Origin of the sequence: Alteromonas sp. D210916BOD_24 (assembly GCF_047159385.1) — a bacterium.
GTDB lineage: Bacteria > Pseudomonadota > Gammaproteobacteria > Enterobacterales > Alteromonadaceae > Alteromonas.
Window position 1 is genome coordinate 211,610 of sequence record NZ_AP038333.1, and the last position, 23,409, is coordinate 235,018.

Annotated in this window: 20 protein-coding genes and 1 tRNA gene; 14 read left to right on the forward strand and 7 right to left on the reverse strand. The window is 46.0% G+C overall.

What is annotated here, in order from left to right; all coding sequences use genetic code 11:
• The first annotated feature begins 5 nt into the window (after positions 1–5).
• Positions 6–2,816: an ATP-binding protein gene (locus tag ACMCM8_RS00920; RefSeq protein WP_412724549.1), complete on the forward strand. Its 2,811-nt coding sequence runs from the start codon at positions 6–8 to the stop codon at positions 2,814–2,816.
• Here the strand turns inward: ACMCM8_RS00920 and nhaA are convergent.
• Positions 2,778–4,052, reverse strand: a complete 1,275-nt coding sequence (gene nhaA, locus ACMCM8_RS00925; RefSeq protein WP_412724551.1) for a Na+/H+ antiporter NhaA — start codon at positions 4,050–4,052, stop codon at positions 2,778–2,780. The two genes, ACMCM8_RS00920 and nhaA, sit on opposite strands and share 39 nt — an antisense overlap.
• Positions 4,053–4,267: 215 nt before the next feature.
• Here nhaA and purE point away from each other — a divergent pair, with 215 nt between their 5' ends.
• From purE to ACMCM8_RS00955, 6 genes are all read left to right on the forward strand, one after another.
• Complete coding sequence (purE, locus tag ACMCM8_RS00930) at positions 4,268–4,762, forward strand: 5-(carboxyamino)imidazole ribonucleotide mutase (RefSeq protein WP_412724553.1); 495 nt, start codon at positions 4,268–4,270, stop codon at positions 4,760–4,762.
• Complete coding sequence (locus ACMCM8_RS00935) at positions 4,759–5,895, forward strand: 5-(carboxyamino)imidazole ribonucleotide synthase (RefSeq protein ID WP_412724555.1); 1,137 nt, start codon at positions 4,759–4,761, stop codon at positions 5,893–5,895. Before purE ends, ACMCM8_RS00935 begins: the two co-directional genes overlap by 4 nt.
• 61 nt (positions 5,896–5,956) lie before the next feature.
• A tRNA-Thr gene (locus ACMCM8_RS00940) sits at positions 5,957–6,032 on the forward strand.
• Positions 6,033–6,097: 65 nt separating this feature from the next.
• Positions 6,098–6,616 (forward strand): copper chaperone PCu(A)C, encoded by a 519-nt coding sequence (locus ACMCM8_RS00945; RefSeq protein WP_412724557.1) that lies wholly within the window; start codon positions 6,098–6,100, stop codon positions 6,614–6,616.
• 223 nt (positions 6,617–6,839) lie between these two features.
• Positions 6,840–7,313 (forward strand): Dps family protein, encoded by a 474-nt coding sequence (locus ACMCM8_RS00950; RefSeq protein WP_412724559.1) that lies wholly within the window; start codon positions 6,840–6,842, stop codon positions 7,311–7,313.
• Positions 7,314–7,479: 166 nt separating this feature from the next.
• Entirely contained in the window at positions 7,480–8,616 is a 1,137-nt protein-coding gene (locus tag ACMCM8_RS00955; RefSeq protein WP_412724561.1) for a PQQ-dependent sugar dehydrogenase, read from the forward strand.
• A 151-nt stretch (positions 8,617–8,767) separates the two neighbouring features.
• Here ACMCM8_RS00955 and ACMCM8_RS00960 read toward each other — a convergent pair whose 3' ends face one another.
• Both ACMCM8_RS00960 and ACMCM8_RS00965 read right to left on the reverse strand, forming a co-directional pair.
• A complete protein-coding gene (locus ACMCM8_RS00960) occupies positions 8,768–10,876 on the reverse strand; it encodes a S9 family peptidase (protein ID WP_412724563.1) in 2,109 nt (702 codons plus the stop codon).
• Positions 10,877–11,020: 144 nt separating this feature from the next.
• The gene (locus ACMCM8_RS00965; RefSeq protein WP_412724565.1) at positions 11,021–11,353 is read right to left on the reverse strand and encodes an Mpo1-like protein; all 333 of its coding nucleotides are present in this window, start codon (positions 11,351–11,353) and stop codon (positions 11,021–11,023) included.
• 199 nt (positions 11,354–11,552) lie between these two features.
• On the opposite strand from ACMCM8_RS00965, the gene trxA reads away from it, so the two are divergent.
• The gene (gene trxA / locus ACMCM8_RS00970; RefSeq protein WP_412724567.1) at positions 11,553–12,422 is read left to right on the forward strand and encodes a thioredoxin; all 870 of its coding nucleotides are present in this window, start codon (positions 11,553–11,555) and stop codon (positions 12,420–12,422) included.
• A gap of 120 nt (positions 12,423–12,542) precedes the next feature.
• On the opposite strand, the gene ACMCM8_RS00975 is transcribed toward trxA, so the two are convergent.
• Positions 12,543–12,980: a hypothetical protein gene (locus tag ACMCM8_RS00975; RefSeq protein WP_412724569.1), complete on the reverse strand. Its 438-nt coding sequence runs from the start codon at positions 12,978–12,980 to the stop codon at positions 12,543–12,545.
• A gap of 296 nt (positions 12,981–13,276) precedes the next feature.
• Between ACMCM8_RS00975 and ACMCM8_RS00980 the strand changes: the two genes are divergently transcribed.
• From ACMCM8_RS00980 to ACMCM8_RS01000, 5 genes are all read left to right on the forward strand, one after another.
• Positions 13,277–14,452, forward strand: a complete 1,176-nt coding sequence (locus ACMCM8_RS00980; protein ID WP_412724571.1) for an aminotransferase class V-fold PLP-dependent enzyme — start codon at positions 13,277–13,279, stop codon at positions 14,450–14,452.
• 16 nt (positions 14,453–14,468) lie between these two features.
• The gene (locus ACMCM8_RS00985) at positions 14,469–14,648 is read left to right on the forward strand and encodes a DUF2065 domain-containing protein (RefSeq protein ID WP_412724573.1); all 180 of its coding nucleotides are present in this window, start codon (positions 14,469–14,471) and stop codon (positions 14,646–14,648) included.
• A gap of 240 nt (positions 14,649–14,888) precedes the next feature.
• The gene (locus tag ACMCM8_RS00990) at positions 14,889–16,187 is read left to right on the forward strand and encodes an adenylosuccinate synthase (protein WP_412724575.1); all 1,299 of its coding nucleotides are present in this window, start codon (positions 14,889–14,891) and stop codon (positions 16,185–16,187) included.
• 492 nt (positions 16,188–16,679) lie between these two features.
• On the forward strand, positions 16,680–18,086 hold the full coding sequence (locus ACMCM8_RS00995; protein WP_412724577.1) for an aldehyde dehydrogenase family protein: 1,407 nt from the start codon (positions 16,680–16,682) through the stop codon (positions 18,084–18,086).
• Between the two features lie 11 nt (positions 18,087–18,097).
• Positions 18,098–18,514: a VOC family protein gene (locus ACMCM8_RS01000; RefSeq protein ID WP_412724579.1), complete on the forward strand. Its 417-nt coding sequence runs from the start codon at positions 18,098–18,100 to the stop codon at positions 18,512–18,514.
• Between the two features lie 37 nt (positions 18,515–18,551).
• Here ACMCM8_RS01000 and ACMCM8_RS01005 read toward each other — a convergent pair whose 3' ends face one another.
• The gene (locus ACMCM8_RS01005) at positions 18,552–19,247 is read right to left on the reverse strand and encodes a PepSY domain-containing protein (RefSeq protein ID WP_412724581.1); all 696 of its coding nucleotides are present in this window, start codon (positions 19,245–19,247) and stop codon (positions 18,552–18,554) included.
• A gap of 221 nt (positions 19,248–19,468) precedes the next feature.
• Here ACMCM8_RS01005 and ACMCM8_RS01010 point away from each other — a divergent pair, with 221 nt between their 5' ends.
• Entirely contained in the window at positions 19,469–19,939 is a 471-nt protein-coding gene (locus tag ACMCM8_RS01010) for an NYN domain-containing protein (protein WP_412724583.1), read from the forward strand.
• A gap of 42 nt (positions 19,940–19,981) precedes the next feature.
• On the opposite strand, the gene ggt is transcribed toward ACMCM8_RS01010, so the two are convergent.
• Complete coding sequence (gene ggt, locus ACMCM8_RS01015) at positions 19,982–21,715, reverse strand: gamma-glutamyltransferase (protein ID WP_412724585.1); 1,734 nt, start codon at positions 21,713–21,715, stop codon at positions 19,982–19,984.
• A 94-nt stretch (positions 21,716–21,809) separates the two neighbouring features.
• Positions 21,810–23,186, reverse strand: a complete 1,377-nt coding sequence (locus ACMCM8_RS01020; RefSeq protein WP_412724587.1) for a Na+/H+ antiporter NhaC family protein — start codon at positions 23,184–23,186, stop codon at positions 21,810–21,812.
• Positions 23,187–23,409: the final 223 nt, after the last annotated feature.

The following is a 23,409-nucleotide window of genomic DNA, read 5'->3' on the forward strand; positions in this document are numbered from 1 at the left end:
CATCGTTGAAAAGTAGTCCTTTTTCGCTTTCATGGTCTCTGGCCTTTCAAATTTTACTAACCTGTCTTATTGGCGTTGGCCTTAATACGTTACAGGCTCCGTTCGACAGTAGTGGCATAGCTGTCTTTGGTGTCGGCGCCGCAGTCTATGCCGCATTGCGTTTCCCTCCTTACTTATCTATTCCCCTATCTCTTTGCGTCAGCGTACCGTTATGGCTGGGTGATGGAAGTATTGTCGGAAAAGAAAGTTTAACTTTGCTCCCTATCGTTCTTAGTGTGTTTGGCTACGAACGCTCGCTTAAACAAGTGATCAAGTTTGGCGCGGGTTTCTGGTCGGTGATGTTTGTTCCCATCTTACTGTTGGAACACTCTCTTTATGATAATGGAAATATCAATCTTCTTATTTCAGGAGTGCTGGTCACGTGGGTGAGTGGCGTGTTTGGATTGGTAACGGGGCACTTTGCTTATCTCAGCTTTCACGGTTTAAAGCGTCAAACCTCTTATAAATCCGAGCGTGTTACCCTACATTTTCTTTTTGGATACTTTTTTTCTGGATGCTTCTTCGTCGCATCAATGGCGGTAATTTACCTTTCGGTAAGCATGTTCCAGCATCAACAGGAAAGACAAATTCACAGCTATATGGAACAGCGTGTGAAAGTACTAGAGTATCAACTTGATGAGTTTATCACACAACATCAAAATGCTATTACTTCTGCCGCGCAAACACTTTCCTCTGTGACAGACAGCCAAGACTTTGCGTTTGCAGCCAACACTCAATTACGAGTACTGGCCGCTCGATATCCCGAATTTCTAACTTTCTTAGTCGCCGATAAACAAGGAGATATAACGCAAGCCTATCCCTCCGAGTTGTTGCAAAAGGCGCTCAGTGTGGGTCTCGCCAACGTTGCCAATCGCCCCTATTTTTATGAAGTGCTGGGGGCTGGCGCGCCCTTTTTATCTAACGTATTTGAAGGGCGAGGATTTGGCAATGACCAAATAATTGCTGTATCCGCTCCTATTAACAATGCGCAGGACGAGCCAAAGGGCATCGTTGAGGGTTCATTGTCACTCAAAAGTTTTCGCAAAATTGATGCGTTAAGTTTAAAAGGCTTTCTTATGCTGATAGAGGACAGTAAAGGTAGCGTGGTTTACGCCTCTCAAGGACTCAATCTGAAACCGCTCTCTATGGCGCCAGTTTACCCTTGCGAGCCCAACTGTGACAATGAAGTTGTCGATCCTCAGACAGGCATAACATGGCTACGCGCTTCTCAACAATTGGGGTTGGTTGATTGGAAAGTGAGTTATTATTTTGACAAGCGCCTACTGCTCACCTCAATGAGCAACTATTTGTTAAAAGACCTTTTCTTACTGCTTATCTTGTCTGCCTTTGGCACCTTAACTGGTTACGTTATTGCCAGAATGATCGGTGTGCCAATCCGCCGCCTTATCCGCTATATCGCTGCTTTTGACCCTACTCATAATGACAGAATGAAAGTGCCCCAGCACACCTTCCATATTCAAGAGTTGTCTTCACTAAGCGATGAGTTTATTAGTCTGGAAACCCGTCTTCTCAGTGCATTTGATGCACTTGATAAAGCACGCAAAAATGAAAGGCATCTCAATGTTGAGCTCAATGAACTAAATCAGTCTTTGGAACAGAGAATTGAGGAAAAAACACAACATCTGGCACAGGCATTAACAGAAGCGGAAGCGGCGAATACTGCGAAAACACAGTTTCTAGCCAACATGAGTCACGAAATTCGCACGCCAATGAATGGTATTATTGGGTCGTGCGAGTTATTGCTTGAACAGAAATTGTCGCCAGAGGCGGTATCTCGGGCTAACACAATCTCTCACTCGGCCAATAATTTGTTAATGATCCTGGACAGCATCTTAGACTGGTCAAAAATCGAATCTGGCAAGATGTTAGTCGATGTCAGTGATAGCAATATTAGTGATTTATTATCGGCATCGTGTGAACTTTACCGGCACTCGGCAGGCATTAAAGGGCTGGATATAAAATTAGAAATAGATAGTGATGTACCTGACTTCTTACTTATCGACACAGGTAAAATGAGCCAGGTTCTTAACAATTTGCTTAGCAATGCGGTTAAATTTACCCACCATGGTGAAATATCTGTTCATGCACAATATTGCGACCAAGTGCTCAACGTGGCAGTAAGTGATACCGGAATAGGTATAGAAGAGGACAAGCAGCGCCTCATTTTTGAAAAATTTGAGCAGGCCGATGCGTCTACCACACGTCATTTCGGGGGCACTGGATTGGGCTTGGCCATCTCCAGGGGGTTGGTGCAATTAATGGGAGGCGAGTTATGTGTCGAGAGTACTCCTGGCCAAGGGACGCGTTTTAGTTTTACCGTGCCATGTGTTAGAGGGCGGGGGGAAGCGAAGGCTTTGCATGCGCGTCGTACAGCACTGCCGCCTAAACTTCGAGTGTTGTTAGCGGAGGATAACGACATTAACGCAGAGATTGTGATGCAAATGTTTGCTTCTGAAAATATCAAATGTCTTCGCACTAAAAACGGCGAGCAGGCGGTTCAGGCAGAACAAAAGCATCACTTTGATGTCATTTTAATGGATTGCCAAATGCCAGTGATGGACGGGCAAACTGCGTCAAAAATGATTCGTGCAGAGGGCCGTAACAAAGATAAGGTGGTAATTATTGCGCTAACAGCCAATGCGTTTGATGAAGATGTAAAAGCGTGTAAAGCTGCCGGCATGAATGCCCACTTGAGCAAACCTATTCGCAAGTCAGTACTATTTGACTGTATTGCCAGTGAACTTACTCGCGTTTGACGCCACATCCCCCTGCTGTTGATTGCCACTACTGACTATTCTTAGCACCAAGTAACCTAGTATTGCTGACACCAGTGATCCCGCAAGAATGCCTACCCGCTCATCGAATATCTGATTTATTCCAGTTTGCTCAAACGCTAAGCCGCCTATAAATAGGCTCATCGTAAAGCCAACGCCGCACAGCAACGCACACCCATAGATGTGTTTGAAGTTGAGACCTTCCGGGAGCTTGGCCAGTCCTAATTTAACCATCAAAAAGCAAAAGCCAAATACGCCAATTTGTTTGCCAAGTAGTAGGCCAAGAAAAATGCCGAAAGTGACGGGGTGAAATATACCTTCTGGACTGATATTACCGAAACTAATGCCCGCATTGGCAAAGGCGAATAAAGGTAAAATGGCAAAGCTGACTGAGCCATTTAGCCCATGCTCTAAACGGGTTACCGGTGAATACGAAGGATCCTTTTCATCGCGAATGGGGATGAAACCAGCCAGTACTACCCCTGCAAGGGTAGCGTGAACACCCGATTTCAACATGGCTACCCACAATACTAAACCGACCATTATATAAGCAGGGATATCAACGACGTTACGCCTGTTCATTTGCCATAAAACCACCAGACACCCTCCAGCAATGTACAAGGCGCTGGCGGTGATATGGTCGGTGTAAAAAAGCGCAATTATGACGATGGCACCGATATCATCGATAATGGCCAATGTGACAAGAAACACTTTTAAACTGGTTGGGATACGGCTTCCCAAGAGCGCCAATATACCCAGAGCAAAAGCTATGTCGGTGGCAGCCGGGATTGCCCATCCTGCAATTGCAACTGGGTTCTCCCAATTTACGCCCACGTATATTAGGGCTGGTAGTAACATACCGCCGACTGCGCCAGCGGCTGGAAATACAATTTTCTTTGGGTTGGAAAGCTCTCCCTCGCATATCTCCCGTTTCAGCTCAAGGCCAACATGAAAGAAAAATACCGCCATCAATCCATCGTTAATCCACAATAACAGGGGCTTATCAATAGCCCAGGTTCCTGCGGATACTTCGACTGGCAGTGTGATGAGTTGATCGTAGAGTGTGTCCAACGGCGAATTAGCGATGATAAGTGCCAGCACAGTGGCTGCCATCAGTAGTATTCCAGGGGCAGCCTCCCTGTTGAGAAAATCAGAGACGACGTCTTTGACTTCTACTATTACCTCGTCAATTACGTCAGGCTCATGCTGCGTCGCCATTAAGTCACCTCCTGTCGAATGAACACACTTTATTGACCCGTTGAGTTGATTTTGTTGTTACGCGAGGTAAACGAGTAGTAGATCACTTAGTAAAGAGACAGTACTGTCAGGAATAGCCCAGGCCGTTAATCTTTGCGGTGGGATTTTCACCGGTTTTACGCTACAATCGCGGCCTTTCCAAGGTTGTCCACTTTACCTACTCTGAGGATCTCTAGATGGCAAAAGTCGCGATTGTGATGGGTTCAACTTCAGACTGGCCTACTATGCAACAGGCCGCAAAAATGCTGAAGTCGTTTGGTGTTGAATTTGAAGCAAAGGTGGTGTCAGCACATCGCACCCCCAATTTGTTGGTAGAGTTCGCTGAAAGCGCTGCCGATGAAGGGTTTAGTGCCATTATTGCTGGTGCTGGCGGTGCAGCACACTTACCGGGTATGATTGCTGCTCACACCCATTTGCCTGTATTCGGCTGTCCTGTGAAGTCAAAAGCATTAAACGGATTAGACTCGTTATTGTCCATCGTACAAATGCCTAAAGGTGTGGCGGTGGGTACACTAGCGATTGGTGAAGCGGGTGCTGCCAACGCAGGATTACTTGCCGCGCAAGTCGTGGCACTTCAGGACGTCAACGTCCGCAATGCAGTTATTGCGTTTAGAAAGTCACAAACCGACACAGTGCTGGCGTCGAGCAACACATTGGAGCTAGATGAATGAGGGTTGTGGTTTACGGAGCAGGCCAACTGGCCCAAATGATGTATCTTGCGGGTAGCCCGCTGGGTATTGATGTGCAAGCCGTTGACGTAAACAGCGATACCGTGGTGCACCCCGTCAGTAAAACCTCGTTGGATATTCCCTTGGAACAAGCTTTAGATGAGGCCGATGCACTTACGGTTGAATTTGAGCATGTACCAGAGCGCTTGTTAGAAGAAGCAGCCAGAACGACTAAGCTGATGCCGAACATTGACAGTATCTTAGTGGGGGCTGATCGCGTTCGGGAGAAAAAGTTGCTTGAAAGCATGAGTGTGGCGAATTGTGAACACAAAATAGTGACGCACCTCGAACAGTTAGATGACTGTGTCAGCGTACTCGGCAATAGACTTATTCTCAAAGCCAGTCGGGATGGCTATGATGGCTATGGGCAATGGCGTCTAACTGATCCGGTAGATTTACCAGCGCTTAAAAAAGCCCTCAGTGGTTTGGATTTGGAAGCTGTTCCACTGGTCGTTGAAAAAATGGTGGCATTTGACAGAGAGCTTTCGCTAATTGGCGTGCGCAATGCTAAAGGCGAGGTACGAACCTATCCACTGGCTGAAAATCTTCATCATCAAGGCCAGTTGCATGTGTCAGTCGCACCTGCGACGCACGTAGATGAAGCGCTTCAAGCTCAGGCTCACGATATTTTTGTGAAACTGGCTGAAGGCATGAATTACGTGGGCGTACTGGCTGTTGAACTGTTCCAGGTAGGAGACAAGCTACTGGTTAACGAATTAGCGCCTCGAGTGCATAACTCCGGCCACTGGACACAATCGGGTGCAGTGACCAGTCAGTTTGAAAATCACTTGCGCGCGGTATGTGGCCTACCTTTAGGTGATACCACTGCTATTGGCCCTAGCGCCATGGTGAATATCATCGGCTGCAACAGCTTTTCGCGCGAGTTACTGAGTATTGATGGCAGCCATTTGCATTGGTACGGTAAGTCAGTAAGGGAAAAGCGCAAAATGGGGCACATCAATGTCACCACGAATAGCTACCCTGAATTGGGCGAAAAATTGATGGCATTGAGCAATTTTTTACCACTTGAATACTTTCCTAAATTAATTGAGGAAGCAACGCGATTAAAGGGTTGACACCCCAGCTTTTATCGCTAGAATACGCATCCGCTGTCTAGGCAGCGGTTCTTTTTAGTGTGCCGACTTAGCTCAGTTGGTAGAGCAACTGACTTGTAATCAGTAGGTCGCCAGTTCGATTCCGGCAGTCGGCACCATTTCGCTTTTTTCTTTACGCGATATTACGTACACTAGTTCTGAAAATTTTATCGGAGCTTGTGGTATGTCATCCTTTTCTTCCTTTTGTCGCTTTCTATTTTTACTTGTGCTTTCAGCAACGTTGAGTCTTTCTGCGTCCGCGCAACAGCACGAACACAAGCACATTGCCAGTTCCGATGAAACCGAAAGTGGAATTATGGTAATGAACGGCTATGCCCGTGCAACCTTTGCTATGGCAAAGACGGCAGCGGTGTATTTTACGCTACATAACACCACCGATCATCCCATCACACTTACTCAAGTAGCCGTAGACAACGCCGTGGCTGATGAAGCACAAATACACACCACTGAAATGCAGGGTGATGTCATGAAAATGCGGGAATTGACTGAAGGCGTTCAGATAGGCGGACAGGCAATGGTAAATTTCCAGTCTGGGGGTTATCACGTGATGTTGCTGGGTCTGCAAAAAGGACTAACGGAAGGAAGTGACGTTGCATTAACGCTGACCTTTGATCACACCAAGACCTTAGACATAGTTTTGCCAGTTAAACAAAGCCAACAACACGGACATCATCATCATTGATATAAACCAGCGGTAGTTTTCGTTGAAGGTTTATCGAATTAGACGATGATCCCAATCAATAAAATGGGTAATCCTTTTGCAGTAGACTAGGGTATATTGATTGAGTGTTTAATTTTTAACGAGTACAAGTTTTAGGGCTCGTTTATCGCCGCAGCTAATTGGTAATCAGACCACTGTAAAAGTGTACGCGAGAAATATCAGACCCTAAATAAAGGAGTGTGACATGAGCAAGATTGATATCGGTATTTCGGAAAATGATCGTAACGCAATCGCAGAAGGACTGAAAAAGTTGTTAGCAGATTCGTATACGCTGTATCTGCAAACTCACAACTTTCACTGGAATGTTGAAGGTCCACAATTTCGCGAGTTGCATTTAATGTTTGAAGAGCACTACACAGAATTAGCCACTGCTGTAGATGAAATCGCAGAGCGTATTCGTACCTTAGGCGTGGCAGCGCCAGGCACTTATAAAGCTTTCGTTGAACTGAGTTCAATTGAAGAAGTTGAAGGTGTGCCTGAAGCGACTGAAATGGTTCGTTTGTTGACGCACGGACATGAGCAAGTGGTAAAGACCTGTCGTGAATCGCTCAAGCTAGCGCAAGAGGCAGACGATGAATCATCTGCGGCGTTAATAGGTGATAGAATGCGTGTACACGAGAAAACGGCGTGGATGCTACGCGCAACACTACCTAAGTAATGATGGGAATAGAGTATTGGCCGATTTAGCGTAACAGATCGTTAAATCATCTAAAGGGTACAGCACGGCTGTGCCCTTTTTTGTATACTCCTTCCAAAACGAGGTTGTGTTACGGTTAAGACATGCCGTATTCATCCGCACCCACTTTAAGATAAAGAGGCACCTAATGACCAAAACATCTTCTTTAATGATAAGCACAAGTGCAGTGGCGCTTGCGCTTAGCCAATTTGCTTATGCTCATGAAAATCACGATCACGACGTAAAAGAAAGTGATATCACGGTAACCACGTTGGCAGAAGGTTTAGTGCATCCCTGGGGAATGGCATTTCTACCCAATGGTGATTTAGTGGTGACCGAGCGCGCAGGTGGTATCCAGCGCTTGTCTAAAGACGGCACGCTCTCTGGGCGACTGGCTAATGTGCCAGACGTGGTTGCCAACAACCAAGGGGGTATGTTGGATATCGTCATCGACCCTGACTTCACTCAAAATAACACCGTCTATTTTTGTTACAGCAAACAAAGTGAGGACGCTGACAAGAAAGGCAGTAGCAGCAGTGTAGCAAAGGCCACCCTGACAGACACTGGGCTTGAAGATGTTGAGGTTATCTTTAGCGCTGATTCGATTGTTGATAACGGGTTTCACTTTGGATGCCGTTTAGTATTTGATGCCAGTAAACAGCTGTATGTCACCATGGGTGATCGCTATAAATACATGAAAGAAGCGCAAAACACCGCCAACCATTTCGGTAAAATTGTGCGTATTAATCGCGATGGTAGCGTGCCGCAGGACAATCCTTTTATCAACGGTACCGCTCCAGAGGTATACAGCTATGGACATCGCAATGTACAAGGAGTAACGGTGCACCCTGAAACAGGCGAGGTGTGGGCTATGGAGCACGGGCCTAAAGGGGGCGATGAAATTAACCAGATTAAATCCGGTGCTAACTACGGTTGGCCAGTCATCACCTACGGTGTGGACTACAGTGGTGAGATAATCAGCGACAAGACCCATATGGACGGCATGCAGCAGCCGTGGCTTTATTGGGACCCGTCTATTGCACCTAGTGGACTGACTTTCTATACCGGTGACATGTTTAAAGCGTGGCAAGGCGATGTCTTGGTGGGTTCACTCAAATTTACCCACTTGCGACGCATAGACGTAGAAAACGGCAAGCCCGGCGAACAATATGAATATCTACGGGACAACCATGCCCGTATTCGCGATGTTGAAGTCGCACCTGACGGTTCGATTTATCTGCTTACCGATGCCCCTGACGGCAAAGTATTACGGCTTTCAAAATAAGCCCTACCAAGACGATAGATAAACAAAAGCCGAGTGTAAATTTACGCTCGGCTTTTTTAGGCTTTCTAGATCTTCACACATCGACCTTACCTGCAGCATATAGGCGCTCAAACAGTGATGAGCACCAATCGGCAGGGCTTGATAATGATGATTATTTTTCTACTTCTGCAGGCGTAGTTTTATAACGTTCAAACCAAGCGAGAATATTCCCCACTTTCTGAATAAGTCGCGAGGGTTTACTTGCAATACCGTGCGAAGCACCGGGAAGACGCACCATTGCGGCATCCACGTTTTGCAGTTTCAGCGCTTGGTAAAACTGCTCTGATTCGCTAATAGGTGTGCGATAGTCGGCTTCACCTGTGAGCAATAACGTTGGCGTTTTAACGTTGCCCACTAACGATAAGGGACTGCGTTGGAATAGTTTGTCAGCGATATTCCAAGGTTTGTCTGCCATCCAATATTGGCTAAAGAAAGGATATGCATCAGCGGTTAACGCGAAGCTCAACCAGTTAATAACGGGTTTGGCAACCACTGCCGCAGCGAAGCGATCGGTCTTGCCGATAGACCACGCAGTAAGTACACCACCACCGGAGCCACCGGTAATGAACAGATTGTCGGTATCAATATATCCCTTTTCAATTACCGCATCGACTACATCCATCAGGTCATTGTAATCTTCAGATGGATAATTGTGGTGGATAAGGTTGCCAAAATCTTCGCCATAAGAGCTACTGCCTCTTGGATTGGACCATACCACCACATAACCCTGTGCGGCCATGAGTTGAATTTCCATCGCGAAGTGGGGACCATAAGCGGCATGAGGGCCACCGTGAATTTCTAAAATGAGGGGATAGTGCTTGTTGCTATCAAAGTTTGGTGGGAGGGCTACCCAGGCGTCTATCTCCCGCTTGTCTACACTGGACGTTACACGTAAATCCTGTACCTCGGCGAGCTGTTTGTGACCAAGGGCATCGCGGTTGAGCTCAGTCAGTACAGTAGATGGCTTGCCTTTGCGATAAAGCGCTAAATCACCTGGTGTGGTGCGAGATGCGGTGGTAAAAACAATATCGCCTTTCTTGCTGATGGCAAAGTCGCCTGAAGTGTAAGGTCTGCCTAACGATTGACCACCTAAGGTAATATCTAACGGCTTAATGTCGCCTTTCAAATTTACCGTGGCCAATTTTGTTTCACCTTTATCCAGGTAGGCAAAAAGTAGTCCTCGGCTGTCTTGTCGCCAGACAAATTTGTCCAACGAGCGGTCTAAGCTGGTGGTTAATCGCGTGACTTCACCTGAGTCCAATTCCATCACTACAAGATCACTGTTTTGATAGGACAGCTTTCTATCATTTAGCTGCGTAAATGCCAGAAACTTACCGTTGGGGCTAAGGCTTGGACGGCTCTCGGGCCCTTCCATACTGGTTACTTGTTCTATCGTGCCATCGCTGACATTGACTTTATAAATGTCACTCAATAAGGGGTGAAGAGCATAGTCTTCTCTATGGGGAGAGGCGAAGTAAATCCATTCGTTGTCGTTTGAAAAAGACAGCGTACCGCCACTGGGGAAGTTGCCTGAAGTCAGTTGACGTGGGGTGCCCCCATCAACAGGTAACACATAAATTTGCTCATGGCCTTCCCGCAAATAGCCTCGGCCATCGCCTCGATATTGAACCGCCTCAATATATGTTGCGGACTCGGCCCATTTCGCGCCTTTGGGTTTGGCAGGCATCCCTTTAAATAACGGCGCAGTTTTAGCTTCGCTAAATAGGGTAAAAGCCAGCGTTCTACTGTCGTTAGACCAAGTGATTTGACGAGGTGCTTCGTCTAGATTAGTAAGGCGTACCGATTGTTTGCTGTCGAGATAATAAAGGTGTAGCTGGGGGCGCTTGTTTACCGCTGTTACATAAGCTAAATATTTGCCGTTTGGCGAAAGCTCGGCTTGGGATAAATTAGCGTCAAGTGCAATAAAAGGGCGGTGTTCACCTGATTTTATATTGACCTGCCAAAGACGACTTTGTCTACTATCCGTCATAATATCCATACTCTGGCGACTGTATATAACCGTATCGTCAGAAATGAACTGCGGGTTAGCAACAAACTCTAAATTAAATGTATCTTCAAAAGTAAGATGCTGAACAGTCTCGGCCGCAGACTTAGATTTTTCTGTACTCTCGTGGGCAGACGCAGTGGCAGAAATGGCCATCAACAGGGCTGTTGATGTAAATAAAAGACTTCTGTTTACAGAGAAGCGTGACGCAAACATGTTGAGTTCCTATGTGTTTTTATTCGTGCATGACGCACAATATTATTACACTTCTACCATATCGCTTTATTTTTGCATGTGTAAAGCTTGTGCGTTAAACACACTACGGAACATGATAAACGGCAATTGTTATGCCGTGGTAAGTCAATCGTCTTTTAAACTGATTTTGCCAATCAAAATATCTTTAAACATGACCCAGTCACCAATAAAACTGTAGAAAGGGTGCTTAAATGTCGCTGGCTTGTTTTTTTCGAAAAAGAAATGTCCTACCCAGGCAAAACCATAACCGACGACGGGAATTAGCCACAATAGCGACCAGTTGCCTAAATATACCGCTAAGGCGATAACACCTAACACTAACCACGAGCCGATAAAATGAAGCGTTCTGCAGGTACTGTCGCTGTGTTCTTTTAAATAAAATGGATAAAACTCTTTAAATGAGGCAAAGCGTACCGCAGTTTCAGTTTCAACGTTCATGAGACACTCCAGACAAACCATTATGGTATACAGTTTACATCAAATTAACATGTTGAAGTCTATAAGATTGTCGCTAAAGTGACAGTTAATGCCTGTTTAAGCAGATGTCCATGTAGAGCGTTTAACCTTAGCACTTGTATTTTCACACTACCTACCCCATATTCCTTGGCATAGAAGCAACCTTTTAAAGGCACGTGTTATGGAAAATTTTGTTGCTAATCAGCAAGCAACGATCGTTGATATTACCGTAGAAAACTTCCAGCAAATTATCATTGAAGCATCACAGGACAAGCTAGTGCTTATTGATTTTTGGGCTGATTGGTGTGAGCCATGCAAGGATCTGATGCCAATACTGGAAAAATTGGCAAATGAATATAGCCAACACCTTATTCTTGCTAAAGTGGATTGTGAAGCTCAGCAGGAAGTGGCAGCACAGTTTGGAATTCGCAGCTTGCCCACAGTGATGGTTGTTCAGAACGGGCAACCGGTAGACGGTTTTGCTGGTGTTCAGCCCGAAGCGCAAATTCGCGAAATGTTGGCGAAATACCTACCCAACCCAGAAGATGATTTATTGGCAACAGCAGGGAAAGCGATTCAACAAGGCGACTATGCTGGCGCGTTACCCGCTGCCAAAGAAGCGCTTGGGCTTAACCCAGATAACGTCAATGCAAAATATATGCTGATTGATTGCTTCATTGAAACGGGTTCAATCGACGTAGCCAAAACCTTGATTGAAGAAATTAAGCTAGTTGATCAAGATTCGCGATACAAAACCCTGCTGGGTAAAATAGAGTTGGCTGAGCAGGCCGCTGATACCCCCGAGATACGCCAATTAACAGCCGCAGTTGAAGCTAACCCTGATGATCTGCAGTTAAAAGTCGACTTGGCTGTACAACTACACCAGGCGAATAAAGCGCAAGAGGCGTTATCGCTTCTCTATGGTGTGTTGAAAAAAGAGTTGGGCTTTGGTGAGGCGCGCAAACTAATGATGGATATGATGAATGCATTACCAGATGGCGACCCGTTAAAATCTGAATACCGCCGTAAGATGTATAGCTTGTTATATTAAGGCCATTCTAGGAGAGACAGAAATTACAGCCCGAACACTTGAAGGGCTGTTTTTCTACCTCTCAGTGCTTTGAATACGCAATAGTTCAGCAAGGAAAGGCAGGCTCTAGTGCATGAGTCACTAAGGTTGTCTTGGAGCAATTGTAATTGGCGAATAACCCTCAGCATGCAGCCAATTTAAGGCACTGAAGTAATTCTCAAAATATTCTCTTTTATAATCACCTACTTCAAAGTCTCTTGCTTTAGCAGGACGAGTTCGTTCGAGCTGCGCTCGTTTGACCATGCCTGAATCTAATACGTAGGCGGAACGCTTTAACCCGTGTGCAATATTCTTTTTAATGGCTTCAGACAGACAGGCCTGACATTCAGGTTCTGACAGTACCCAACGTCTACCGTCCATTAAGGCCGCCCAAGGGGTATCATCAAACTTTGTAATAAGACTATGCATGTCTTCTACAAAAAGCTCGGTGGTTCTTAAATTCCACGCACCGGTGGCGAAAACCTCCAACACATTACCTGAAATGTCTAAAGAATAACTTCCGTATTTTGGGAACCGCATAGTGAGCCACTTCAACTGAATAGGATGATGGACGAGCCTGCGCCCTAGAGTTCGTCAAACAGCCACGTACGGCTATTGACAGCTTTAGCCTGAAACCTACCTGTTACGCGCACACTGTGAACATCAAAGATATACAAGCTGTATGTAAGGTATAGCAAAGTTTTCACGTTTTGCACTGGGCAAAAGAATTTACACTTATATGAGTAGGGGCTGTTGATCCAATTTATTCGGTTACATGCTTTATACGTGTTAATTTGGTAGGGTTTAATGGTCTTAAATTACGGTAGTAACTCCCAATGGCATATCAGCAGTTTTATAAAGGCTTTTTAACAGCCAACGCCAACAAACAACACTATGCTTGCCATAGTCATTATTTTTGGCCAGATTGCACCCGCGACGCAATGCTGCAGTACTGGGACGACAGCGCAAAATATGTGGATCATAAATGGACGTATTTTTTTGAAACCTTAGTGCCTGAGCTTCAACAGCGCATAAGTGCCATTCTTAATACTCAAGCCCCTCAGCAAATAGTGTTTGCGCCGAATACTCACGAATTAGTATTTCGTATATTGAGCTGTTTTAATCCTAAAAAAGTGACTACTGTCGTATCAACTGACAGTGAATTTCACAGCTTTCAGCGTCAGGCCAGTCGCCTTCAGGAGGAAGGAACGATAAACCTCATTACTGTACCTACTCAACCTTTCTGTAGCTTCAACGAACGCTTTAAGAATGCCATTGCGACGCATAACCCTGATTTAGTGTTCTTCAGCCACGTTTTTTTCAATTCAGGTTATGTGGTGCAAGACGTCAATGACATTGTTAACAGTGTCACCAACGATAAGGCAGTTATAGCGATAGATGGTTATCACGGTTTTATGGCAAAGCCCCTTGATATTAGCGGTATTGCTGATCGGGTATTCTATCTCGCTGGAGGGTATAAATATGCGCAAGCGGGGGAGGGAGCCTGTTTTGCCCATGTACCAGTGGGGTGTAAATTGCGCCCCACTTATACCGGCTGGTTCGCTGAATTCGGCGCGTTAGACAAGCCCCGTCAACAAGCAGGGAAAGAAGTGGTGCAGTACAGTATTGACGGAATGCGATTTGCCGGTGCCACCATGGATTTTACGGCCTTGTATCGCCTGCGCGCGGTATTGAGGTTGTTTGAGGAAAACGGGCTGACGGTTAAGGCAATTAATCACCACGTTATGCAATTGCAGGACTACTTTCTTGAAACGCTGTTTGAACTACAACACAGCCCTTTGACACCCGAACAGCTGGTGGTGAAAGACCCGTCGCATCGCGGGCACTTTCTCACCTTTGAACTTGAAAGTGCAGACGCCACGAAGGCACTGGCAATGGCGCTGGAAGCGCGCAATATATTGACAGATTTTCGCGGTAATCGTTTGCGCTTTGGGTTTGGGCTTTACCACACCCGTGATTATATTGATTTAAGCCTATTGCACGATCTCTGATTAAGGACGTCCAACAATGGATTGGTTACTCCCTGCTCTTGCTATTGTACTTATTGTCGAAGGTATCGGGCCCTTGTTATTCCCTAACAAGTGGCGAAATTATCTACTGCAGATAAGTTTACAGCCCACCAATCAACTTCGGCAGATAGGGGGCGTTTTGGTAATCATTGGCGTTTTACTGTTAATGTATTTTTAATTCCATGCTAGACCATGTGTTCAGCTTTATTTAATGACTACCGCACTAATGTGAGAAAAATTAGCGCCTTACAACCAACATGGTATTCAGCGCGCTTTTTTATCTCGACCAAATCCGCAAGCAAAGGGCGTGCAATACAAAAAATAAAATGAAATTCGGTGTATTTTTGTTCGAAAAAGGGGTGATCCTTTGCCGAGAATTTTGTAGAATCCCCGCCTAATTTTCTTACACATATGATTCATGGCAAAGAACGTTGTGGTACTCGGCACTCAATGGGGTGACGAGGGTAAAGGCAAGGTCGTAGACCTACTCACAGATCGCGCAAAATATGTTGTTCGCTATCAAGGCGGGCACAATGCAGGTCACACTCTGGTTATTGACGGTGAAAAAACCGTACTTCACTTAATCCCTTCAGGCATCTTACGAGACAATGTTACCTGTATTATTGGTAACGGTGTTGTGCTTAGCCCTGACGCACTAATGAAAGAGATTACTATGCTAGAAGAGCGTGGTGTTCCTGTACGTGAGCGATTGAAAATTAGTGAAGCATGTCCGCTTATTCTTCCTTATCACATCGCGCTAGACATGGCCCGTGAAAAGGCTCGCGGTGCAAAAGCTATCGGGACTACTGGTCGCGGTATTGGTCCTGCGTACGAAGATAAAGTTGCACGTCGCGGATTGCGCGTAGGTGACTTATTCAATGCAGAAGATTTCGCCGCAAAACTCAAAGAAGTCCTTGATGTACATAACTTCACATTAACCCAGTACTATGGCGCAGAAGCGGTAGACTTTGAAGAAACCTTAAAAGGTGCCATGGACGTTGCTGATATTCTTAAGGCAATGGTGGTTGATGTGACTGACGAGTTGGATAAGGCTGATAAAGCTGGCCAACCGATTATGTTCGAAGGTGCCCAAGGTACGTTGCTTGATATCGATCACGGTACTTATCCTTATGTCACCTCGTCCAACACGACAGTTGGTGGTGTGGCAACTGGCGCTGGCTTTGGCCCGCTCAAGCTAGATTACGTATTGGGTATTGTTAAAGCCTATACCACACGTGTAGGTTCGGGCCCTTTCCCGACTGAACTTGAGTGTGAAGTGGGGCAGCATTTAGGTGTGAAAGGTCACGAATTCGGTGCTACGACAGGTCGTAAACGCCGTACTGGTTGGTTTGATGCGGTTGCGATGAAGCGCGCAGTGCAAATTAACTCTATAACGGGTTTCTGCTTAACCAAGCTTGACGTTTTAGACGGCCTTGAAAGCCTTCAAATTTGTGTTGGTTACAAAGACGCCGACGGTAATGTGAAAGACGTACCTCCAATGGCCGCTGACGGTTACGAGAAAGTGACGCCGGTGTATGAAGAAATGCCTGGTTGGTCAGACAACACCTTTGGTGTGACTGAGTTTGAAGCGCTTCCACAAGCAGCGAAAAACTACATTAAGCGTCTTGAAGAACTAACCGGTGTACCTGTTGATATCGTTTCAACGGGCCCTGACAGAAACGAAACGATAGTATTACGTCACCCGTACGACGCATAAACTACTCTGTTTTGACTATGTATTTATTCAAGCCCAGCATTAGCTGGGCTTTTTGATCCTCAAAACAGACATTATTCATATTGGACTGATTAGCGGCTACGCTCGGTGATTTAATTTGTCCCGCCTGTAGCTCAAACAATCGAACTGTCAGTGGTGTCACATGTCAACCACAGGTCTACTCTCAAACGAATATAGCGTATGAGAAATACAGTGAAAAACCGCCAACGTGATATGAAGACGCCCATTAACAAATGGCGAGCTTAAATATTAATTTACATTTTAGTTGCGCTTCTTCTCAACATCCCTATTAATATACTATGGTGCAAATGCAATTGAGTTGACGTCGTAGATTGGCTTTTAGTTTCTTAATGGCTTCATTCGCCATCGAAGCTTTAGCGATTAAGTCAGCTCTAATGTCATTATTCAGTAGTTTATATCGATGTACCGTTTTCATGCTTTTTTCGCTTTGGGTTAACGTTATGGGAGCCTTATATGCCAAACAGACCTTCTCTTCACGCGGTGGAATCCGGAATATGTTTTGTGGATACCGTTGAAAAACTCACCACCAGTTATACCACCGGAAAAACCCGGTCATTAGATTGGCGAAAAACACAGCTTCTCGCGTTAAAGCGCCTGCTAGAAGAAAATCAGCATGATCTCCTTAAAGCATTAAAGAAAGACTTAGGGAAATGTGAAACGGAAGCTATGGTCGCAGAGCTGGGCTTTTTGCTCTCGGATATTAAACACACGCTTAAGCATCTGGACAAGTGGGTCAGACCTCGCAGCGTGTCTACCCCTATGGTTGCGTGGCCGGGCAAAAGTTTTCAACAGCCCGAGCCGCTGGGTACGGTACTTATTATTGGCGCATGGAATTACCCTTTACAGCTACTGCTTGCTCCTTACATCGCCGCCATCGCAGCAGGTAACTGCGCAGTACTAAAACCTTCTGAATTAGCTGTTGAAACTTCGTCATTGATAGCGACGCTTATCCCTCAATATATGGACACGTCCTGCGTGCAGGTCATTGAAGGCGGTAAAGAGGAATCTACAGCGCTACTGGCATGTCGATGGGATCATATTTTTTACACGGGAGGCGAAGCGGTCGGCAAAATAGTCATGGCGGCAGCGGCGCGGCATTTAACGCCTGTAACGTTGGAACTCGGGGGTAAAAGCCCGTGCTTTGTGGATAAAAATACCAATTTAGCGGTTACCGCCCGGCGTCTGGTATGGGGAAAATGGATGAATGCAGGGCAAACCTGTATCGCCCCCGATTATGTGATTGTTGAAAAAGGGTATGAGCAGACACTGATCGAGGCCATCAAGCAAGAAATTAACAACCAGTATGGAGAAGCTCCCCTTGCATCAAGGGACTATGGCAATATCATAAACCAGCGGCACCTCAAGCGATTAGAAAGTTATATGGATAACGTGAATGTCGTTTTTGGTGGGGAAGTCGACGAAGCACGTCCTGCTATGGCACCTACTATAGTGCTAGAACCTTCCCATGAAAGTCCGATCATGAAAGAAGAAATCTTTGGCCCAATCTTGCCCATTATCACAGTGAACAACATGGATGAGGGAATTAAATTTGTGAATGACAGGCCAAAGCCGCTAGCACTGTATGCCTTCAGTGATAAGGACGATGTACTTGATCATATTATTCAACGTACTAGCTCAGGCAGCGTTTGTACAAACGATACCATGATGTTTATGACTAACCCGGAATTACCCTTTGGTGGTGTGGGCAATAGTGGCATGGGGAGCTATCACGGTAGGGCAGGGTTTGATACTTTCAGCCACCTTAAAACTGTGATGAAACGTTCGTTTGCATTAGATGTATTTTTTCGATACGCGCCGTTTTCTAAACTTAAACTTTCCATACTTAAACGTTTCTTATAACAGGAGTGAGCATGCCGCAACCGTTTCACTTGGCCATACCGGTGACTAATTTAGCCGATGCAGAGGCCTTCTATGGTACCTTGTTGGGCTGTCAGAAAGGGCGTAGTGACACAAAGTGGATAGATTGGAACTTTTTCGGCCACCAGTTGGTGACTCACTGTGTGGAAACCATGCCTTCACCGCCTTCACATAATGGTGTAGACAATCACGCCGTACCCGTACCTCACTTTGGTGTGGTACTGTCGATGCCAGACTGGCAAGCGTTGGCAAGCAAATTAGAAAAGGCACAAATAGCATTTGTCATTGCCCCTTATATTCGCTTTAAAGGGCAGAGCGGTGAACAAGCCACTATGTTTTTTACCGACCCCTTCGGCAACGCATTGGAGTTCAAAGCCTTTGCTGACATGGAGCAGTTGTTTGCGACCTAGTTAAATGGCCTGTCTCAGTGGTGACTGATACGTAAAACTAATGCTTAAAGATGCGACGCCGTCTTTTCGGTGTAAAGCGTTTATACAGTAAGACCACCCCCGTTAAGGTAAAAAACAGAGCGCTTGCCGCAAAGGCAATCAGCCAAGGGCTATTAAAGTTGCTGCGATCTTTGTAGTCCATAATGTGCAGCATCCACATAAAGTCAAACAACCGCCATGTGTCGGTACGCACACGTTGTACGGCTCCGGTTTCAGGGTTGAGGTAAAAACGGGTGCCCAGTTCATCGTTAAAGCTTACCTGCCATAACGGCAGCGTCAGGTTTTTCACTTCCTGGGGAAGTGCGGTAAGCATCAATACGGTATCAACCGCCCCAGTACCTAAATACTGAGAGAAGGCAAGGGCTTGGATGCCTTCCTCATTAATAGGCGCGAGAACTTCACCGGATAACGCATTATAGCTAAACAGCTGGTTATCTTGCGTGACCTGATAAACTGGTATGCTGGTCAGCTGCTTATTAGCAGGGGTGTTCTGTGCTGTGATCAGCGATAATCGATGGGTAAATGATAAGGTGGCAGTATCGGCGTGCTGACGCAATACTTCTTCAGGGCTAATAGATGCACCATGCCATAATGTGTCTACTTTGGCTTTTAAGTGGTTGCCTCTTACTTCTTCGATGGGGAGATACGCCATCACCAAGCCACTGAAAAACCACAACCCAATTTGTATAAACAAAATGAGGCCCAAGTAGTTATGAAGCGCACGCACAAACCTATACATAATTAATGACTATTTTTATTGTTATGTGCTTATACAAGCAGAATGTAACCGAATACGCAACTACCCATCAGCCATGTTACAGTGGTTATACCTGTTTAAGGTACAGCCTCTGACACTTTGTAGGGGGGCATACCAGAGAAAACGTGTCCAAAAGCCGTTGTTGGAGAGGCATTAAATTGAAATCTATTCTTGTTTTGGTCGATGTGCAAAATGTGTATTACACCTGCCGTCAGGCTTACCAAAAACACTTTAACTACAATCAGTTTTGGCAACAGTTAACGACTCATGCCCACATTCACAAGGCTTTTGCTTATGCCATCGATAGGGGAGATAAAAAACAACGTGAGTTTCAAAATATTTTGCGGGCTATAGGGTTTGACGTAAAACTTAAACCCTTTATCCAGCGTTCAGATGGTTCTGCCAAAGGAGACTGGGATGTGGGGATCACTGTGGATGCGCTGGAGTATGCCAATGACGTAGATGAAGTTGTCTTGGTATCGGGTGACGGTGACTTTGATATTTTGGTAGAGGCCTTAAAACGAAAGGGAAAGGCTGTGACCGTTTACGGTGTACCGCAGTTAACCGCCGATAGTATACAAAAAGCAGCATCGCGGTTTGCGCCCATCGATGCTGCGTTGTTGTTGTAAAACCTTAGGCTTGATGCGCTTTACTGAAAAGCGCGACAGGCGTTAGTTTACATGTTGACTAACGATACTTTTTCCACGGCCGCTTTTTTCAGAGGCTGCTTCTATGCCAGTTTGCGTACGTTTAATCAAATGCACATCGCCAAACCGACGATTATCAATGGTGTAACCTAACTGCTGAAGCTCATCGATAGTGCTTTCGTTAAATCCATCGTGCATGCGAATGGTATCTTTTGGCAACAGTTGATGGTGGAATCGCGGTGCGTTCACCGCTGAATCTGCGTCCATATCATACAGCAGCGCGTTAAGAAGCGACTGGGCAACGGAAGAAATAATGGTGGTGCCGCCTGGTGACCCCGTCACTAAGACCACGTCATTGTCTTTGGTAACCAAAGTGGGTGTCATTGAGGACAGCATACGTTTATAGGGCGCTATGGCATTGGCTTCACCACCAACAGCACCGAAAAAGTTGGGCACACCGGGTTTGGCGCTAAAGTCGTCCATTTCGTCATTAAGCAAAAAGCCCGCTTGGGTAACCACTACGCCACTACCGAAAGTCAGGTTAATGGTTGTGGTGTTAGCTACCGCATTGCCCCATCTATCCATAATGGAGAAGTGGGTAGTATCTTCACTTTCTTTAAGGCCGGGTGTGATACTTGGAGTATCTGAGATTGCATTTGGTTGAATAGCGCGTGCTCGTGCAGCAATATACGCAGGGGCCACTAACTGTTTTACGGGGACGTCGATAAAGTCCGGGTCGCCCATGTACTCGGCTCTGTCAGCGAAAACCCGTTTTCCTATTTCAGACATAACATGGATATATTCGATGCTATTTTGTTCAGGCAGTGCGTGCGTTTTATTGTAAGCGTCTAACATGCCAATCCACTGCGCTACAGCCACACCACCTGAACTTGGTGGGGGAGCCGTAACCAGTTCAAATTCGCGCCATTTTAAGTGCAGCGGTGTACGCCATACCGCTTTGTAAGACAACAAGTCATTGTGTGTAATCAAACCGCCATTTTGCTGCATAAAGGTGACAATGTAATCGGCAACCTGACCTTTGTAAAAGCCATCTTTACCTTTGCTTTGAATCGCTTTTAGGGTGTTGGCGAGTTCGGGTTGTGTAAACAGCGTATTGGCTTTAGCGTGGCCAAAGTAGTCGCCGAAGTTGCTCTTGATGCCCTTTTCTTGCGTGCGCGACATATAGTTTTCGATATTGCCAGCCAGCTTTTCGTGCACAATAAAACCATTTTCGGCAAGGTCAACAGCGGGCGCGAGCAAGCGTTCCCAACTCAAGGTGCCGTATTTTTTGTGTGCAGCCCACATGCCAGCTACCGTTCCGGGAATGCCTGAGGCTTTTGCACCAAACAACAATTCGTATGCCTTCACATCCCCCTTTTCATCCAAGTACATATCGCGATGGGCGTTTTCTGGTGCCATTTCGCGATAATCCAGAAAGTCTGTGGAGTCTTCAAATTTGATAGTCATAAAACCACCCCCACCAATATTGCCTGCTTCTGGAAGGGTCACGGCAAGCACAAATTGTGCAGTAATAGCAGCGTCAATGGCGTTACCGCCTTCTTGTAGCACTTGCATGGCGGCATCTGCGCTGTAACTATCAGGCATGGCTACCGCCTGCTGATTTAAGCTAACGTGGCTTTCGCTTTGTGCCGCAATACCGATTCCTGCTTCCTGAGGAACCTGTGAGCAGCTGGCTAATACGCCAATTAACATGACAAGGAAAAGCGGTACTGCTTTATCTACTATCCGTTTAACCATATAAGATCTCCTTCAAAACCTATTGAACAACTAAGACCAACAGAACAAAGTGTTTATTTGCTATAGCCATACTATGCTGCATGCCAGCCATTTTTTAACTGAGCATAAGTAAACTTGCGACAAAATAGGCGACCAACGTAAGCGCTCCGGCTAGCAATGCATAGGGAAACTGCGTTTTTACATGAGTCAGTACATCGCACCCTGCCGCTAATGACGAAACGGCAGTGGTATCTGATATCGGTGAGCAGTGGTCGCCAAAAATTCCTCCCCCTAAGATAGCCCCAATGACCAGTGATGGGGGAAGACCTAAACTTTGGATCAAAGGCACACCAATGGGGATGAGAATGGCAAAGGTTCCCCATGAGGTGCCCGTGGTAAACGACATAATAGCGCCTGCAATAAACAGCATAGGCACAATGCAAACCAAGGGCAGATACTCGCCCACGATCCCCGCAACAAACGCGCCAGTACCAAGTACTTTTAAACTGTTCCCCAAGGTTAACGACAATAGCACTATGGTGACTAAGGGCAGTAGTTCACCCATCCCTTTGAAACCTATTTCCACCGCTTCTTTATGCGTAAAGCGTTTGTGTAGTAGTAATAATCCATACGCTACTGCGGTAGCAAGTGCAGTGGCGTAAAGCACTGATTTACTGCCGCTGCCCTGAGCTAACACCCCATCACCGGTCCAGAACATAAAGCCCACCATGCTCAATACCATGATTAACAAAGGTGCCAACATAAAGCGTGCTTTGGTGGCCGGTTCCGCTGCCTGAAGTACCTCGGTACGGGAGAGCTTTTGCTCTTCCTCAGCCATGGGGCCATGTACTTTGTCAGCTGAAATCGTGTAGGCCACGATAACTAGCGTAAAAATGGCGTAAAAATTAAAAAATACACTGCCCCACAAGATAGAAGCCGACGACGCTGGAAGTGTATAGGCATCCAATAAACTTAAAATAAATGCACCCCAGCCATTTAGCAGGATGAGAATACAGACAGGGGCGCTGGTAGAGTCGATGATATAGGCCAGGCGTGCTCGACTCATACCGAAGCGATCATACAAGCCCCGTGCGAAAATGCCCGCGGTAAGTACACTCAAATTAGACTCTATGAAAACTGCTATGCCAGTGAACATAGTGAGACCACCCACTTGCCTGCGGCTTTTTGCTACGCCTTTGTTGACAAGATAATTGACTGTGGCGGTGACGCCGCCTGAATCGCGAATAAAGGCTAACAACGCGCCTACCAATACTGAAAATATCAACACACGTGTGTTGCCGGGGCTGGCAGCAGTATCTACCACCCGTTCAATGGCGTTGATGGGCGCCAGATAGCTGGTGGCAATATCGGCATTGATCAGAATAAGCGCTTCAGCACATAACACCGCAAGGGCTAGCGCCAAAATCACTTCTTTCTTCCAGAAAACAACAACAATCGCAACGAGAGGGGGGATGACTGACATCCAATCCATACTTCTTTCCAATATTATTATATGTGTATTATTAATGAATCAGGCGTGTATAAATGGGCAGCTTGAAGCTTACTCGGATGAACCTTTCAAACAACTCGCGCTCTTTTTGTGGTAGCGTACCGTATTGTGTGCTGCGTTACCAAGGATAAGATCAACATTGCCGCTCTCTCAATCATTTAGATTCTTTTCTTCACTTTGCGTTAATGGGTGTATTGCGTGTTTA

Coding starts and splice junctions, on each gene's coding strand:
- ggt (WP_412724585.1), bottom strand. CDS start 21,715: ATGGTTAAACGGATAGTAGATAAAGCAGTACCGCTTTTCCTTGTCATG.
- ACMCM8_RS00960 (WP_412724563.1), bottom strand. CDS start 10,876: ATGTTTGCGTCACGCTTCTCTGTAAACAGAAGTCTTTTATTTACATCA.
- ACMCM8_RS00965 (WP_412724565.1), bottom strand. CDS start 11,353: ATGAACGTTGAAACTGAAACTGCGGTACGCTTTGCCTCATTTAAAGAG.
- ACMCM8_RS00945 (WP_412724557.1), top strand. CDS start 6,098: ATGTCATCCTTTTCTTCCTTTTGTCGCTTTCTATTTTTACTTGTGCTT.
- ACMCM8_RS01020 (WP_412724587.1), bottom strand. CDS start 23,186: ATGGATTGGATGTCAGTCATCCCCCCTCTCGTTGCGATTGTTGTTGTT.
- ACMCM8_RS00990 (WP_412724575.1), top strand. CDS start 14,889: ATGGCAAAGAACGTTGTGGTACTCGGCACTCAATGGGGTGACGAGGGT.
- nhaA (WP_412724551.1), bottom strand. CDS start 4,052: ATGGCGACGCAGCATGAGCCTGACGTAATTGACGAGGTAATAGTAGAA.
- trxA (WP_412724567.1), top strand. CDS start 11,553: ATGGAAAATTTTGTTGCTAATCAGCAAGCAACGATCGTTGATATTACC.
- purE (WP_412724553.1), top strand. CDS start 4,268: ATGGCAAAAGTCGCGATTGTGATGGGTTCAACTTCAGACTGGCCTACT.
- ACMCM8_RS00975 (WP_412724569.1), bottom strand. CDS start 12,980: ATGCGGTTCCCAAAATACGGAAGTTATTCTTTAGACATTTCAGGTAAT.
- ACMCM8_RS00950 (WP_412724559.1), top strand. CDS start 6,840: ATGAGCAAGATTGATATCGGTATTTCGGAAAATGATCGTAACGCAATC.
- ACMCM8_RS00980 (WP_412724571.1), top strand. CDS start 13,277: ATGGCATATCAGCAGTTTTATAAAGGCTTTTTAACAGCCAACGCCAAC.
- ACMCM8_RS00935 (WP_412724555.1), top strand. CDS start 4,759: ATGAGGGTTGTGGTTTACGGAGCAGGCCAACTGGCCCAAATGATGTAT.
- ACMCM8_RS00985 (WP_412724573.1), top strand. CDS start 14,469: ATGGATTGGTTACTCCCTGCTCTTGCTATTGTACTTATTGTCGAAGGT.
- ACMCM8_RS00995 (WP_412724577.1), top strand. CDS start 16,680: ATGCCAAACAGACCTTCTCTTCACGCGGTGGAATCCGGAATATGTTTT.
- ACMCM8_RS01000 (WP_412724579.1), top strand. CDS start 18,098: ATGCCGCAACCGTTTCACTTGGCCATACCGGTGACTAATTTAGCCGAT.
- ACMCM8_RS00955 (WP_412724561.1), top strand. CDS start 7,480: ATGACCAAAACATCTTCTTTAATGATAAGCACAAGTGCAGTGGCGCTT.